This window comes from Mycobacterium sp. KBS0706, from assembly GCF_005938675.2.
GTDB lineage: Bacteria > Pseudomonadota > Alphaproteobacteria > DSM-16000 > Inquilinaceae > Inquilinus.
In genome coordinates this window covers 13,083-27,960 of the sequence record NZ_VCCH02000098.1, presented here as the reverse complement: position 1 = coordinate 27,960, position 14,878 = coordinate 13,083, and the positions used below count along the sequence as shown (strand labels likewise).

Genomic DNA, 14,878 nt, shown 5'->3' with positions numbered 1-14,878 from the left:
ATTCTCGTCACGTGGTCAGGATCACCCGCAGGGTGCCGGGGGCGCTGTGAGCGGGCAGATCCACCAGCACCCCGCCCTCCGCCCGCCAGGCGACGGTCTCGTCGCCGATCCGCAGGTGCAGCACCCGGTCCGGCGCCAGCGACGGGAAGCGCAGCCAGGCGCCGGCCGAAATCTCCGCCGGCAGGGTCACCGCGATGTCGCCCTCGCCGAAGCGCAGCTGCGACAGCCGGCCCCGAAGATTGGTCTCCAGCAGGGGCTGGCTGCCCCGGCGCAGCGCCAGCACGCCGTCCGCGATGGCGACCGTTACCGCGCCGGCCGGGCTGGCGATCGGGCCGAGCGTCGCGTCGGCGCCATCATTGACCAGCTCCCAGCCGCCCCAGGGATTGATGTCCATCACCCGGGCCACGCCCAGCGCCGGCATCAGGGCGCCCCAGCTGTAGAAGCCCTCGGTGTCCGGCTGGTCCATCGGCTCGCCGGTCTCGGCGTTGAAGTTCTCCGGGCACAGCCGGCGCTCGTCCCAGGCCCGGCGGAACAGGCGGACGCTGTCATCGGCCAGCGTCGTCGCCTCCGCCTCGAAGCCGTTGCGGCGGAGCCCGTGCCAGACCATCCAGTTCAACGGCGGCCAGATCCGGCCGCGCCAGTAGGAGTTGTCCTTGGCCGCTGGGTCGTCCCGCGTGGTGCCGGGGATGACGAAGTCGCCGCCGAAGGTGGCCGGGTCCTCGAGATGGGCCAGCAGCTGCTGCGCCTGCTCGGGGGAGGCCGCGCCGCAGATCAGCGGGTAGAAGCTGGTCGGCCCCAGGCTGCGCACGAACTCGCCGGACCACAGCCGGTTGGCGAAGATACCGCGGCTGTCGTCCCACAGCTCGGCGCCGATCTTCGTCCGGGTCCGGGTGGCGGTCTCGGCATGGGCGGCCGCGGCCGCCTCGTCGCCCAGCTCGGCGGCGATCCAGGACAGCACCTCGGCGTCGAAGGCCAGGAGGCTGTTCAGTCCGACATCCTCGCAGCGCAGGCTGCGCGTCTCCGGGTCGTATTCCGCCTCGTCATGGATCGGCGAATTGTCCATGCTCGATTCGTTGCGGGCACCGAAGGAGGTGCCCTTGTACAGCCCCTCGCCGACATCCGAGGTGCCGTAGGAGACCAGGCCGCGGCCGCGCGGGTCGCGCTCGCGCCACCACCAGGCATGGTTGCGCGCCAGCGTGCCGTAGGCCAGCTCCAGCATCGGCCGCGAGCGGGAGCGGAGATAGATCAGCCACAGCAGGAACGACCCGATCGGCAGCTGGGTGCGGTCGACCCAGGCGTCGTTGGCGGTCAGCAGGCAGGCCAGGTTGCCCTCCGGCGTGGCGCTGGCCAGCGACGCCGCCAGGTTCTCGCGCGCCATCTCCTGGTCGAGATAGCCGGTGAGGAGGGCGTTGTAGAGCTGGTCGTTCAGCCATACGCCGAAGCCGCCGAATTTCGACAGGTTCCAGTTCCGGCTGATCGAGGTGTAGGGCCGGTGGTTGACCTCGTCCCACACCGTGTTCCAGGCCATGACGTCGCGCAGCGCGTCCAGCGCGCCGGCCTGTGCTCCGGTCTGGCCGGGCAGGGCAGGGGCCTCGCCGGGCTCGGCCGCCAAAGCCTTGGCGCGCTCGACCGCCAGGTCGGCCCGGTCGGCCACGGCGACGCCGATGCCGCCGTCGCGCATCATCTCCAGGTTGAAGCGCAGCACCAGCACCGGCGCCGCCTCCGACCGCGCGCCGAGATGGAAATAGCCGTTGGTCTCGTAATCCTCGGCCGCGGCCTCGACCGTGGCGTGGCCGGTCACCTGCACCGGCGGCTCGGCGCTGGCCAGGGCGACGAAGCGGTGGCCGACCTTGACCACGGCGGCGCCGGCCGGGTCCCAGCGCACCGCCTGGCCGTCCTCGGCCGACAGGCACAGGTTGAACCAGAACCGCAGGCCCCATTCGCCGGTCTTCACCGTGCGCCAGGTGCCGGACAGCTCGAACGGCCCGCGCTTGGCCCAGCGCCAGGCCAGGCCGGTGCCGGCATGGTCGAGGTCCAGCTCCACCAGGCTGCCGTCCAGGGCGTGGCGGCCGTAGCGGACCGACTTCGCCGGGAACAGCGTCGCTGCGCGGCTGCTGTCGGCATAGGCCAGCGGCGTCACTCGCACGCCGAGCGGCAGGAACACCATCTCGGCCGGGCGGCTGGACCAGGTGTTCCAGGCCCGGGCGAGCGGGACAGTGGTATCGCGCAGCATCTCAGCTCCAGGCCCGCAGGGCCGTTTCGGTGGTGACGATCTCCACCTGCTGGTCGAAGCGCGGCAGGATCAGGTCGAGCGTGGCGTGGTGGCCCGGCAGCGACGAGCTGGTCATCGCGTCGGACACGGCGACGATGCGGAAGCCGCGGTCGATGCCGTCGAGGATGGTGCCGAGCACGCAGACATCGGTCTCCACCCCCGTGACAATCAGCGTGTCGGCGCTCAGCGCGGCCAGCCGGTCGACGAATTCGGGCGCGGCGAAGGCGGAATGGGTCGGCTTGTCGATGACGCTGCCGGGCGCGGCCAGCGCCGCCAGCTCGGCCACCAGATCCAGCATGCCGGGCGCCAGCTTCGGCCGGGTCACCGCGTCCCAATGCGTATAGTAGCGGCGCCAGATGCCGGGCGCGTCCTCGGCCCGCTCCGGCGTCACGAAACGCGGGAACAGGGTGCGGCCCGCCTTGGCCAGCGCGGCGACGTTGGGGACCACGGCCATCAGTGCCGGGGTCGACCACACCGTGTCCTCGGCGAACAGGCGCTGCAGGTCGATGGCGACATGGACGGTGTTCGGCGACAGCGGCCCGAAGCGCAGCATTCAGTCCTCCAGCGCGATGGTGTGGGCGGCGGACCAGCCCAGGGTGACCGCGGCGCCAGGGGCCGGCGCGGCGCTGTCCTGGGACCGGTTCTGGGCGAAGACCTTCAGCTCGCGCCCGTCCGGCCCGGCCAGCAGATAGGTCGAGACGGCGCCGGCATAGATCACCTCGCGCAGCGTCGCCGGCAGGGCGTTGTCGAAGCTGTGGGGAGTGTTCGGGGCCAGGATCACCATCTTCTCCGGCCGCACCGCCAGGGTCACCTTGGATCCGGCCGCCGGCAGCGGCCCGGCCACCCGCACCATGCCGCCTTGCACCTCGACGCCGCCGGCCGCGACCGTGCCATCGAGGAAATTGGCGTCGCCCAGGAAGCCGGCGGCGAAACGGGTGCGCGGAGCCTCGTAGATCTCGCCCGGCACCCCGTCCTGGACGATCCGGCCGCGGTCCAGGATGGCGATGCGGTCGGACAGGGTCAGCGCCTCCTCCTGGTCATGGGTGACGAAGATGGTGGTCAGGCCGCTCTCGCGCTGGATGCGCTTCAGCTCGACCTGCATCTCCTGCCGCAGCCGCCGGTCCAGCGCCGACAGCGGCTCGTCCAGCAGCAGCACGGTCGGCTTGGTGACGATGGCGCGAGCCAGCGCGACGCGCTGCTGCTGCCCGCCGGACAGCTGCTTCGGGCTGCGGCCCTCGAAGCCGGACAGGCGCACCATCTCCAGCGCCTCGCGCGCCTCCTTCGCCGCCGAGGGGCCGCGCACGCCGCGCCGGTTCAGTCCGAACATCACGTTCTGCAGCACGGTCATGTGCGGGAACAGGGCGTAGGATTGGAACACCATGCCGATGCGCCGCTTCCATACCGGCACCCGCGTCACCTCATCCGGCCCGATCCTCAGCTCGCCCTCGTCCGGCACCACGAAGCCGGCGACGATGCGCAGCAGCGTGGTCTTGCCGGAGCCGGAGGGGCCGAGCAGGCTGGTGAAGCGCCCGGCCTCGAAGCTGGCGCTGATCCGGTCCAGCACGGTGGCGGGGCCGTAGCGCTTGCTCACGCCAGTGACTTCAACGCCGCTCACGGGCGCCTCCCATGTTCGACAGCAGGGCGAACGCCAGGACCAGGACCATCGAGGCGCCCAGAAGGATGGTGGAGATGGCGTTGATCTCCGGTGTGAAGCCCTTGCGGATGGCGGAGTAGATCTCCACCGGCAGGGTGGTGACGCCGGGCGTGGCCAGGAAGTAGGAGACCACGAACTGGTCCAGCGACACGGCGAAGGCGAACAGCGCCGCGGCGATGATGCTGGGCAGCAGAAGGGGCAGGGTGACGCTGAAGAAGGCGTGCAGCGGGGTCGACCCCAGGCTCATCGCCGCCTCCTCCAGGTCGGCGCGCTGCGACTGCAGCCCGGTGCCGACCACCAGCACGACATAGGGGATGGCCAGCGCGACATGGCCGATGGTCATGGCGAACAGGCCGCGGCCGATGCCGGTGGAGAAGAAGAACACCAGCATGGCGGTGCCGGTGATCAGCCAGGGGATGGCGATCGGCGGCAGCAGCAGCAATTGCAGCAGCGACCGGCCGCGGAACTTGCGCCGCGACAGGGCCAGCGAGGCCGGGGTGCCGATCGCGGTGGCCAGCACGGCGGTGACCACGGCCAGGATCAGGCTGTTGCCACTGGCCGACAGCAGCCGCTCGTTGTCCGGCAGCTTCGCGAACCAGTCGAGCGAGAACTCGAAGGGCAGCTGGTACAGCGGCGAGGCGTTGAACGCCATCACCACCATCACCGCGATCGGCAGGTACAGGAAGGCGATGACGGCCCAGAGATGGGCGAGGCCGAGCTTCCTCATGGCCGCGCCCCCTGCTGGCGCTTCAGCACCGGCGCGGCCAGGGCGAAGATCGCCAGCACGATCGCCAGCATGGTGAAGGACAGGGCGGCGCCCAGCGGCCAGTTGAAGGCCTGGGTGAACTGGTCCTCGATCACCGTGCCCATGGTGACGCCGACCCGGCCGCCGAGGATGCGCGGCTCCATGAAGCTGCCGATCACCGGCACGAAGATCAGGACCGAGCCGGAGATCAGCCCCGGCGTCGCCAGCGGCAGGATGATCTTCCAGAACACGACGGGCGCGCGGGCGCCCAGGCTACGCGCGGCCTCCAGGATCTGGTCGTCGATCGCCACCAGCGACAGGTAGCAGGTCAGGATCATGTAGGGCAGGTAGGCATGCACCAGCCCGACCACGATGGCGGGGTAGGTGTAGAGCAGCCCGAGCGGCGCCGCGTCCGGCAGGACCCAGTGGTACAGGCCGTCGATGATGCCGCCATCGCGCAGCACCATGGTCCAGGAGAAGACGCGGACCAGGCCGTTGGTCCAGAACGGCAGGATGATCAGCAGGAACAGCACCTGCCGGGTGCGGCCGAAGGTGGAGCGGGCCAGGGCCAGCGCCGCCGGCAGGCCGATCACGGCGCAGATCAGCGTGGTCCAGATCCCGATCGACAACGAGGTCCAGGCGACGTCGCGCAGATAGGGCCGCTTCAGGAAGGCCAGGTAGTTGTCGAGGGTCCAGACGATCGCCCGGCCGCCGAAGGGGGCGACCTTGAGGAAGGAGAAGCCCAGCATCATCAAGAGCGGCAGGAAGATCGCCAGCGTCAGCCAGCCATAGGCCGGCAGCAGCAGCCCCGCCGTGGCCACCCAGCCGCGCTTCTCCGCCCCGCCCGCGGCAGGCGCGGTGATGGCGGAAGCGGTGGTCGGCGCCGCCAGCTCGGTCATCCGTTCATCCTCTTGTGCCCGTCCTCATGCCGTCTTCCTGTCACCACCGGGCTTGTACCCTCCTTCTGTCATCCTCGGGCTTGACCCGAGGATCCAGGGGCTTTCGGGAGCGGCTCTTTGTGGTCCCTGGATTGCCGGGTCAAGCCTGGCAATGACAGAACTGAAGCGAACCTGTTGCCTCTCCCGCTTGCGGGAGAGGTCGGAGACGCGAAGCGGCTCCGGGTGAGGGGATTTCGTCGAGGCTGGGACCAGCCCTCACCCGGCCGTCCTTCGGACGTCCGACCTCTCCCGCGTCCGGCGGGAGAGGCAACGCAACGAGCCAGGCCTACCCCGCGTAGAACGCCTTCGTCTCCTGCCACAGATCCGAGAACGCCGTGCGCTGGTCGTCGCTCAGCGGCGACATGAACTGCAGCTGGGACAGGTACTCGGCCTTGTGGATCTGCTTGTTCAGGTCGTCGGCCGGCAGCGCCGCCATGGCCTTGGCGTTGGCCGAGGCCGGGGCGCCGATATTGGTGGCCCAGTAGTCGTAGAAGCCGGGGTCGATCATGTAGTTGATGAAGGCCAGCGCGGAGTCCTTGCGGGTGCTGGTGGCCGGCACCGACAGCCCGTCGATCCAGCCGATCCCGCCTTCCTTCGGCACCACGAAATCGACCGCCAGCTTGAAGTTGCGCTGCGACCGCACGGCCGCGCCCGACCAGTAGATCGAGACGTCGAACTCGCCGGCGGCGAAGGCCTTGTTCCACTGGTCCTCGCTGGACCACAAGAGCTTCACGCCGGGCTTCAGCTCCTTCAGCTTGGCGGCGACGGCGGCCATGTCCTTGGGCGCGTTGATGTCCTGCCCGGTCATCAGCGCGCCGATGCCGATCGCGGTGACGGCATCGTCGAACAGGGCGACGCGGCCGGCATAGGCCGGGTCGGCCAGCACCGAAAGGCTGTCGGCCTTCACCTTGTCGCGGCGCAGGCCCAGCGCGTTGATGCCCCACAGCCAGGACACGCCATAGGCCTTGCCGTCCTTGTGGAAATTGGCGTGGTCGCGCAGTTGCGGCGCCAGGTCGGCGGCGTTCGGCACCTTGGCCAGGTCGATCGGCTCCAGCAGGTCCTCGGCCTGGGCCTGCAGGGTGCGGGCGCTGTTGATCAGAACCACGTCATAGGTGCCGGGGTTGGTGCGCAGCTTGGTCAGCATCTCCTCTTCGGAGTTGAAATAGTCGTGCTTGACCTCGATGCCGGTCTTCTCGGTGAAGGCCTTCAGGGCCCAGGCCTCGTCGGTGCCGTAGCCCTGCCAGTTCAGGACATAGATGGTCTCGGCCGCCCGCGCCCGGCGCAGCGGCAGCCCGGTTGCCCCGGCCAGCGCCCCGGCCCCGAGCAGGGCGCCGAACCGGCGCCGATTGAGTGAGAAGGACATGAAACGCTCCCCGGCGGTTATTGTTTGTACACAAACAACCTTAGCGCGGGGTCCGGGGGCTGTCAAATTACCTTCTGGGGGCGGTGGCCGGTCTCCCGGTATAAGCGCCGCATGGCGCCCTGCGCCTCGGGCGCGACCGTCGGCGTCGGAAGGGCTGCCTACTCCGAAAGAGGTACTTGGGTCATCTTCATAACATGTTATTATTACTGTGCTTCGACCGAGGAAATGAATGTGTTCGGGCCGTCACCCGGCACACGGTCTTGCGGATACAATATTCTTGCCCGTGTTGACGAATCGGGAAGGAACGCTTGGAGCTGGAAAGGCCGCCATCATGGCGGCCTCTTCCATGTCAGGCGGCACGGGTTTTCGCGGCATGCAGCAGGAAGGCGACCTCGGTGCGATTCCGGGCCTTCAGCTTCTTCATGATGGTCCGAAGGTGCACCTTCACGGTGCTCTCGCTCAGCTCCAGCTCATAGGCGATGATCTTGTTCGGCTTTCCCAGGGCGACGGCATCGGCGACAGTCGCCTGGCGTTCCGAGAGGCCGAGCCTGCCGTGAACCGATTGCTCGCGCTCCGGCCGCTCGCTGCCCGCGTTCTGGAGGGCGCTGGCAGGGACGAAGATGCCTCCGGCCAAGGCGAGGTGCAGTGCCCCGATGGCCACATTCAGGCTGACGCTGGTCGGGATATAGCCGCGGGCGCCTCGTGCCAGGATCTCGGCGATATAGCGGGAATCCTCACTTTCACCCATCACGACCACGGGTATGCCGGGATGCGCGGCGACCAGGGCCTGGAGCTCGTCTCCAGCCAGCGAGTGGTCGTTGCTGACCGCGCCGCACTCCAGCAGGATCGCCGATGTGCCGCTCCGATCCGGGCTCCGCTCCCATTCATCGATGTCGACGAATGTCCGGCCTCGAAATTGGCTGTTGGCCGATGCGAGCGCCTGCATCAAGGTTTCCCGGCCCAGGGCGCGTCTGTCGATGATCGCGACCGTCCTCAGGCCCGGACCGGGATGGTCCGCCGCCCGATCCCTGGCGGGATGGTCGGTTTCAAACTCTGCCGCTCCGATGGTGGCGGGAAGCGTATGCGCTTCGTTTCTGTCAAAATGCATCATCGCCTCTATTCTATTTTGAGGTAGTGCTCCCCCTTTCCGCTTCACTCGATCGAAGGCGCCTTATGGCTGCTTCTCATTCTCGCTCGTAGAGCCGGTGAGGGCTGGCGCGAGCAGAGGCCGCAAGCTAATTTCAACTATATTTGTATCACATTTTATGCAAAATCAATAAAGGCCGGCCTACGCCCTTTGGACAATGGGTGCGCGAAGGGCGTAACCGTCCGCAGGAGCATCCTGGGGCTGGAAACGCCAGGCATGCCCGCCGGCGCGGATGGAGCAGGCCCGGGAACGCGATCAGCAACAGCCAGGAACGGCGTTCTCTCGACCTGCCGCTCGGCGCTGCTCGCAATGGCATATGCGAGTCACTCTGCTGCATCCGTAACCGGAAAGGGCTCGGCCGAAGCGATGCGAGCACCCAAGTCTCAGCATCGTTCGATCCTCCCGGCGGCTGTGCCGCCGCCGGTTCATGGTCCCAGATCTCACGGAAACGGATTCGATGCGCGACCGGAAGTCCTCCCCCGCTGAAAGCCTCTCGCAGACCGGCCTCGATGCATTTGAGAGCTGGGTGGGCGAGCTATGCAGCATTCCCCGGAACGACCGGCCGGCGACCAGGCCGCTGCCATTGTTGCCGGACGGCAGCGGACGGATGTTCCATTCGGAGGAAGAGCTGGCCGCGTTCAGTCGTTCATCCGAATTGCCCCGGCGGGCGGGACTGTCGGATGGTGGTCGGGTCGGGCGGAGCGACCATCCTGCAGTTCCCCCTTCGACAGGACTGTCGGCCCAAGGCGCTCCGCCGTCCGCAGCAAACGCAATCACGCCATCATTCGAGAAGACTGCGGGCGTCGATCCACGCGAGAAGGCTTTGCCCCCCTTGCCGCCCGAGGCGGCCGCAGGCCAGCCGGCGCGGTTCGGGCGGGTCGACGAGGTCTTGTCGGGGCCGGAGGCCGGTTTCGACCGGCGGCGCCAGGCGGCCGCCAATGCGGCGGCGATCGCGAGCCAGCCCGTCTACGTGGCCCCTCCGCTCGACGAGGTCCTGACAAGCCAGCATTGGGCGCGGAACAGGGGTCGCCTGGCCAAGACCCGCAGAACCGGCATGGGCCAGGCCCTGAGGGAGCTGGAGACGCTATACGCCGCTGTGCCATGGGATCAGCTCTCGCTGATGAACCCGAAGCCGTTTTCCCTTGCCGAATGGGAAAGACGGTACAAAGCCGCGAAGGCGGCGTGCCTGGAGGCAGGCAAGTTCCACGGCCAAGCCGATCACGTTCGCAGGCTGGCTCTGGAGATTCGGAACAGCTGGCGCGCCCTCAATGCCGAGAAGGCCTTGTGCGACGGGATCGTCAGCCGGATCGACGAGCTCACGGCTACCTCGTTCAGGGATGTCACGGAAGCCACGCTCACCGCGCGGTACGAAACATTGATCACGCGTTGGCGTCAGACACTGGACAGTCTTCACACGAAGGTGTCGTCGCTGGTCCAAAGATGCCTTGCGGCGCTGAAGGCCGTGGCATCGGAAGAAGATTGGACAAGAGGCGTCGCGATAATGACGCTGTCCCGGAACATCACTCAGATCATCGGCAATGCGCAATCGCTCGCCGATGCCGGGTTTGACGTGCGGGTCGATATCTCGAGATGCGCCGACTTCTTCCACCGGCTCACACCTTACGCCAATATAGGAACGCCGAGGCTGATCGATGGGCGTGGCTTCGAATTCCATCATAGAACTCTGATGGATATCCTGCTCGAAATGGAGCGTGTCCCGATCATCGCTTCCTGACTCAGCAGCTGCCGTGGGCGGCCGGCCCCGCCCTCTGCGGCCGGTGTCGCGCAGCCTGGTCCGCATCTCGAGTTGAAGCGGTCGTGCCTGACCTCGCTGCCGGCCTTCCCGGCGAGGGCCTTCAGGGCCCGGCCTTGTCGGTGCCGGAGCCCTGCTCCACATAGATGGTCTCGGCCGCCCGCGCCCGGCGCAGCGGCAGTGCCCCGGCCCCGAGTAGGGCGCCGAACCGGCGCCGATTCAGGATGACGGACATGAAACGCTCCCGGCGGCTATTGTTTGTACACAAACAACCGTAGCGTAGGGGTGGGGCTTCAAATTACCTTCGAGCGCCGGCTTTCTGGCATTGGAGTTTTGAGGCTTGGTGCTGGAGCCGCAGGTTGGCGGTTAGCCGTTGCCTGATCTATCACCGACAGCGGCATTCATAACCATGTCAGCGAACAAGCAGGGTGAAGCAAGCGGCAATTTCGCCCAAGATTGCATCTGTTTCCTTTGCGCTATTCGGAAATGTGTTGGCTTGATGCATTATTCTGTTTCTAGCATTTTTCACTTTATTCAAAAAACGACTAAGTTCCTTTGCGCTCAAGTGCGCTGGGTGGTGTGCAGGGAATCCGTTTAGCTGGTAGAGAACGCCCCCGAGTGTATCTTTGGGGGGAATGCCATGGCTGCGAACTACTTCCTTAAGAGCTGATTCGAGTGCTCTCATCCCATGGAATACCTGAAGTAGATACTTTCTTCTCTCAGGAGAAATTTTCGTTGAGCGTCCGATTTCTTGGAGTTCGTGGTCGACATGGTTGAAGGACCGCAGCCCCGAACGGGATTGTGCGGTTGCATTCAAGACTCTCAGCGTTTGGAGCCTTTTTGACGTCATGCTCATCCGACTGGCCTAGAGTTCCGGCGCTCCTGAAGCCGATTTGCAACTGCGTCGACCCGGTGCTGCTGCTCCTCTGGGATAAAGCTCCAACCCGCGAATGCAGCGGCTCTGATTAGCTTGTCGGGATCGCCGCGGTGCTCCGGCAACTGATTGACCACGGCGAGGCCATAGTCGTCCTCCCGCGTTGGGTACGGCACGCCATTGTCAAGAGCAAAGCCGGCCAACGTGGTTCTGTCAGTGAGGCTTCGGATCGCTGTGCCGTTGGGGGCGCCCCAGCCAAAACTCGTGAACAGCAGGCCAGGCCCAACGTGTTTGAATGGTGTCTTCCCCGGCCGCCGTTGGCGCGAGTCGTCGTGGACCCTTTCACGCTCATACGATCGGTTGATCCATTGGAGAACTCGCGTCACCTGTAAAGCATCTGCGAATCGATGTCGGGCGAATCCAGTGACCTCTGGCGGAAGTAGTCGTTGCTTGCCTACAAACTGCTTATCACGCGCAATCTTCGCGAGGTCTCGCCTGCTGTCCCATCGGAGTACTATAGCAAAATTGCGGCCAAGCAATTCGATGGCGCGGCTATATGGCGCTTCATTGAGGATCATGACATGTCGTACATCCGGCGGGAGCGCGAGCCGACTTAGGATGAAGCGAACTTCCAATTGATCAGGTCTCGCGCGCTCCTTTGCTTTTGGCATGAAGATCGCCAGCATGCCGCCTTCGCCGCCAACCAGTACATCGGGGCCTTCGATCAGCAAAGGATGATCCGGGCCGGATACAACAATGTAACTCGTCTCCAGCTCCCTGTGGAACAGACGGGTAATCTCGCTGCGTTGTTCGTAGATATTCATTCCACTTGGCCTATATCATAACTATTCTGGAAGCTAGCCTAGCATACTCTCAGGCCACCCTCATCGTTCGCTCGCAAGGCTCGGCCCTACCAACTGCCTCCTCAGAAGCAATATATCCGCACAGGAAGGGCAACACCTCATCGCCCATGTACTGGCCTTGTCCATCCGTGAGGTCCCATTGGTGAGCCTGTCGAAGAAACCGGACGTGCAGCCTTTCTCAGGTACCCACTTCATCCCCGTTCGCGTTCGGGTGGCCCGGGTGATCGTCCCAGTCGCAAGCCTTGCATCTCTGATAATAGTCGCCATCGGGCGCGATCGCCGGGTCATAGTATGAACGAACGTCCCGAGAGGAACACTTCGGGCACTGCACAACGAGATCGACTAGATCGCGGATCGCCAGTTGGACGAAGTGTCCGATTTGGACGCCTACCGCCTCGTGCGCGATGATCGCCTCCGTCATGTTGGCGTCCCGATCGTGGGTCAGCCAGTTGACGAGTTGCCAGGTACGATCTGATGTCGTTTTTAGATACTGCCGCAGTGTCTTGTTGGACCCGCCACGGCAAAGATGATTGATTAATATTTCGTTCCATCCTGGTACATCGGCGTCTCTAGGAAACTCACCGCCAGCAGGTAATTCGATTCTGCGCCGTACAGCCCCGACCAGGGTGATTAGGCATTCGCGCAGTCGCATGCCGGCAGACTGAAATTCCTCGGCTTCGATTGCCTCAATGATTAGATCGCCGATTTCATCACGACGGCGGTACACTTCATCGAAGGGGTCTGGCTTGCGACCGCCGGCTTCGCGTTGCTGCCGGGCAATCATGCGTTGCATAAGCCCAATGTGAAAGGAAAGAGTATAGTCGAGGCTTGGAAAATGGTTCTGTGGGTAGAGGTTTGTCAGGTTAGTTAGAACCCACCAGCGCTGCTTATCGGTGTGAACATCCCAGGCATCGTAGCGTTGCCCAACGACGTACTCAGTTTTAATCAATTCCACGTATTGGACGGTCTCGTCGCCATGACATTCTATGTTCACGTACCGCGCGATCTCCGCCTCTTCGTGCGGATCGTGGTTTAGAGTGTATTTCTCAAGCGCTTCCGGTGGGAGAGGCTGGTCAGGCAGGAACGTAAGTTGCTCTTCCCCAGGTGATTTTTTCTTCTTCTTCGTCATATGCCCTACCTCCGGAGGACGAGGATACCGTAGTTCCGGTGGCTCGGCAGCGATCTTTGCCGGCCGCAACTGGTCAGCCGACGGACTGCTATGCTACCAACTTCCAAACGTGGAGCCCTCTGCTTCCAGGCCCGAGAAGAGGTAGAAAGCGGCAGGGGTGTCGGAACTCCAACGTCAGGCTCTCTCTGCTACCCCACCTTCCCCAGCAGCCCCTTCAGATGCGCGATGTCCCCGCGCAAAAACGGCAGCACCTCGTCGCCCATGCGCTGGCCCTGGCCGCTCGGGTGGCTGTACTCGGCCGGCAGGCACCAGGCGCCTTCATAGCCCACCTTGCGCAGGGCCTGCACGAAGCCGCGCCAGGAATAGGCGGCGTGCTGGTGCGTGGTCCAGTGCACCTTGTAGACCGCGTCCTCCTCCGGCGCCGTCAGCCGGCGCTGATAGGCGCTCTTGAAGTTCACCAGGCGCAGCCGGTCGGACAGGATGTCGACCGCCAGCTCCGTCGGCTCGCCGGCCACGCCGCAATGCGCCATGTCCAGCACGGCGCAGACATGCTTCGGATCATACTTCTCGATCAGGTACAGCACCCCCGCGGCGCTGCCGATCTGGGCGCCGGAATGGTTCTGGATGCCGATGGCCACGCCGTGGCGCTCCAGCGCCGGCAGCAGCGCGTCGAACTGCCGGCGATAGTCGTCGACCGTGGCGCGGAAGCCCACGGCCGGGTCGACCGCGACGCAGATGCGGATCATCGGCACCCCGGCCTCGCCGCAGGCGGCGACCGTGGCCTCGTCGATCGACCCGGCGATGCTGCGGATCGAGAGGCCGCGCGCCGCCAAAGTGCGGGCGGCGGCGGGCAGGCCGCTCGCCGCGGTCTCCGGCGTCACTTGGTAGCCGGGGCGCACCGGCAGCTCCACCCCCTGGAGGCCGAGCCCGGCCACCGTGTCGGCCAGCTGCGGCAGCGGGCCCGTCCAGGGCTTGGTGAACACGGTCAGAATGGGCTCGGACACTGGTTCCTCCAGGGATGCGGCGCCGGCGCCCTCAGGCCGCCGGCAGGATCGGGTATCGGGCGATGTCGAGGCCGCCGGCCCGGGCGGTCTCGCCCAGGCTGCGCCAGACCTCGTCGGTCAGCGTGACGCCGCCGGCGATGCGCTCGGCGCGGCGGCGCGCCTCGGGCTCGCCGGGCAGCAGCACTTCGCCGCCGGCCTCGGCCGGTCGGCAGGCCTTGAAATAGTCGATGTAGCGCGTGGTCTCCGCCGCCAGCTCCTCGGCCGAGCCGAATTGGCCGGGCGCCATGTAGATCGACAGCATGCCGTTGCAGAAGCGGCGCGGCCCCGGCCCGGCGCAGCCCGACCCGGTCAGGGCGCCGGCCACCAGCTCGCAGATCAGGGCCAGGCCCGACCCCTTGTGCTCGCCGAAGGCGCGGATGGCGCCGGGGCCGCTCTGGGCGTTGCGCGCGCTGCCAGGGACGGCCGGGCCGTACAGCGTGTCGGGGTCCCGGCTCAGCGTGCCGTCCGGCTCGATCAGCGCGCCCTCGGGCAGGGGCTTGCCGCCATTGGCCGCCACCAGCACCTTGCCCTCGGCCACCAGCGAGGTGGCGAAGTCCAGGATCACCGGTGCCCGGCCGGGCACCAGGAAGCCGGCGGCGAAGGGGGCGGTGGAGAAGCGCCGCTCGACCCCGCCGAAGGGCGCCACCAGCTCGCTGCCGGCGACATTGACGAAGTGCAGCGAGCACAGCCCGGCCGCGGCCGCCATCTCCGCCCATTCGCCGATGCGGCCGAGATGGCCGGCATGGCGCAGCCCCACCACCGCGACGCCGCCCTTGAGCGCCTTGTCGATGCCCAGCTGCACCGCCTGCGGCCCGACCGTCTGGCCGAAGCCGTAGCCGCCATCGACCAGGGCGAAGGCCGGGGTGTCGGTGACGATTTCGGCGGTGACGTCGCGCCGCACCTCGTCCTTGGCCAGCATGCCGACATAGCGCGGCACGCGGATGACGCCGTGGCTGTCATGGCCGGTCAGGTTGGCGGCGACGAGATAGCGGGCGATGCGCTCGCTCTCGGCGGCGCTGCAGCCCTGGGCGGCGAAGATGTCCCCGACCAGCTGGGTCAGGGTGTCGTGGCGGATCAGCATCGATGGTCCCATCGGT

The 14,878-nt window shown here is 66.3% G+C and carries 13 protein-coding genes; 1 reads left to right on the top strand and 12 read right to left on the bottom strand.

Annotated features, from left to right (window positions below; all coding sequences use genetic code 11):
• Window positions 1-7: 7 nt before the first annotated feature.
• From FFK22_RS34140 to FFK22_RS34110, 7 genes are all read right to left on the bottom strand, one after another.
• Window positions 8-2,233, bottom strand: a complete 2,226-nt coding sequence (locus FFK22_RS34140; RefSeq protein ID WP_138892314.1) for a trehalase family glycosidase — start codon at window positions 2,231-2,233, stop codon at window positions 8-10.
• A gap of 1 nt (window position 2,234) precedes the next feature.
• Window positions 2,235-2,825 (bottom strand): cysteine hydrolase, encoded by a 591-nt coding sequence (locus FFK22_RS34135; RefSeq protein WP_138892313.1) that lies wholly within the window; start codon window positions 2,823-2,825, stop codon window positions 2,235-2,237.
• Entirely contained in the window at window positions 2,826-3,887 is a 1,062-nt protein-coding gene (locus tag FFK22_RS34130) for an ABC transporter ATP-binding protein (protein ID WP_138892312.1), read from the bottom strand.
• Window positions 3,874-4,653 carry an ABC transporter permease gene (locus tag FFK22_RS34125; RefSeq protein ID WP_138892311.1) on the bottom strand — a complete coding sequence of 260 codons (780 nt, stop codon included), beginning with the start codon at window positions 4,651-4,653 and terminating at the stop codon, window positions 3,874-3,876. The genes FFK22_RS34130 and FFK22_RS34125 overlap by 14 nt, the downstream gene beginning before the upstream one ends.
• Window positions 4,650-5,570 carry an ABC transporter permease gene (locus FFK22_RS34120; protein WP_221939062.1) on the bottom strand — a complete coding sequence of 307 codons (921 nt, stop codon included), beginning with the start codon at window positions 5,568-5,570 and terminating at the stop codon, window positions 4,650-4,652. The genes FFK22_RS34125 and FFK22_RS34120 overlap by 4 nt, the downstream gene beginning before the upstream one ends.
• Window positions 5,571-5,895: 325 nt before the next feature.
• Window positions 5,896-6,972, bottom strand: a complete 1,077-nt coding sequence (locus FFK22_RS34115; RefSeq protein ID WP_138892310.1) for a PotD/PotF family extracellular solute-binding protein — start codon at window positions 6,970-6,972, stop codon at window positions 5,896-5,898.
• Window positions 6,973-7,321: 349 nt separating this feature from the next.
• On the bottom strand, window positions 7,322-8,083 hold the full coding sequence (locus FFK22_RS34110) for a response regulator transcription factor (RefSeq protein WP_138892309.1): 762 nt from the start codon (window positions 8,081-8,083) through the stop codon (window positions 7,322-7,324).
• A 493-nt stretch (window positions 8,084-8,576) separates the two neighbouring features.
• On the opposite strand from FFK22_RS34110, the gene FFK22_RS34105 reads away from it, so the two are divergent.
• The gene (locus FFK22_RS34105; protein ID WP_138892308.1) at window positions 8,577-9,854 is read left to right on the top strand and encodes a hypothetical protein; all 1,278 of its coding nucleotides are present in this window, start codon (window positions 8,577-8,579) and stop codon (window positions 9,852-9,854) included.
• A gap of 121 nt (window positions 9,855-9,975) precedes the next feature.
• On the opposite strand, the gene FFK22_RS44570 is transcribed toward FFK22_RS34105, so the two are convergent.
• The 5 genes from FFK22_RS44570 to FFK22_RS34085 form a co-directional block, all read right to left on the bottom strand.
• Window positions 9,976-10,107, bottom strand: a complete 132-nt coding sequence (locus tag FFK22_RS44570; protein ID WP_306770213.1) for a hypothetical protein — start codon at window positions 10,105-10,107, stop codon at window positions 9,976-9,978.
• 617 nt (window positions 10,108-10,724) lie between these two features.
• Window positions 10,725-11,570, bottom strand: coding sequence for a hypothetical protein (locus tag FFK22_RS34100; protein ID WP_138892306.1), 846 nt, complete (start codon window positions 11,568-11,570; stop codon window positions 10,725-10,727).
• 217 nt (window positions 11,571-11,787) lie between these two features.
• Entirely contained in the window at window positions 11,788-12,738 is a 951-nt protein-coding gene (locus FFK22_RS34095) for a gamma-glutamylcyclotransferase (RefSeq protein WP_138892305.1), read from the bottom strand.
• Between the two features lie 188 nt (window positions 12,739-12,926).
• A complete protein-coding gene (locus FFK22_RS34090) occupies window positions 12,927-13,742 on the bottom strand; it encodes a sugar phosphate isomerase/epimerase (protein ID WP_186002810.1) in 816 nt (271 codons plus the stop codon).
• 31 nt (window positions 13,743-13,773) lie between these two features.
• Window positions 13,774-14,874 (bottom strand): Ldh family oxidoreductase, encoded by a 1,101-nt coding sequence (locus tag FFK22_RS34085; protein ID WP_221939061.1) that lies wholly within the window; start codon window positions 14,872-14,874, stop codon window positions 13,774-13,776.
• Between the last annotated feature and the right edge of the window lie 4 nt (window positions 14,875-14,878).

Bases quoted from the DNA above. Each gene is read 5' to 3' on its own strand.
- FFK22_RS34140 (WP_138892314.1), bottom strand. From the start codon at position 2,233: ATGCTGCGCGATACCACTGTCCCGCTCGCCCGGGCCTGGAACACCTGG.
- FFK22_RS34135 (WP_138892313.1), bottom strand. From the start codon at position 2,825: ATGCTGCGCTTCGGGCCGCTGTCGCCGAACACCGTCCATGTCGCCATC.
- FFK22_RS34125 (WP_138892311.1), bottom strand. From the start codon at position 4,653: ATGAGGAAGCTCGGCCTCGCCCATCTCTGGGCCGTCATCGCCTTCCTG.
- FFK22_RS34120 (WP_221939062.1), bottom strand. From the start codon at position 5,570: ATGACCGAGCTGGCGGCGCCGACCACCGCTTCCGCCATCACCGCGCCT.
- FFK22_RS34115 (WP_138892310.1), bottom strand. From the start codon at position 6,972: ATGTCCTTCTCACTCAATCGGCGCCGGTTCGGCGCCCTGCTCGGGGCC.
- FFK22_RS34110 (WP_138892309.1), bottom strand. From the start codon at position 8,083: ATGATGCATTTTGACAGAAACGAAGCGCATACGCTTCCCGCCACCATC.
- FFK22_RS34105 (WP_138892308.1), top strand. From the start codon at position 8,577: ATGCGCGACCGGAAGTCCTCCCCCGCTGAAAGCCTCTCGCAGACCGGC.
- FFK22_RS44570 (WP_306770213.1), bottom strand. From the start codon at position 10,107: ATGTCCGTCATCCTGAATCGGCGCCGGTTCGGCGCCCTACTCGGGGCC.
- FFK22_RS34100 (WP_138892306.1), bottom strand. From the start codon at position 11,570: ATGAATATCTACGAACAACGCAGCGAGATTACCCGTCTGTTCCACAGG.
- FFK22_RS34095 (WP_138892305.1), bottom strand. From the start codon at position 12,738: ATGACGAAGAAGAAGAAAAAATCACCTGGGGAAGAGCAACTTACGTTC.
- FFK22_RS34085 (WP_221939061.1), bottom strand. From the start codon at position 14,874: ATGGGACCATCGATGCTGATCCGCCACGACACCCTGACCCAGCTGGTC.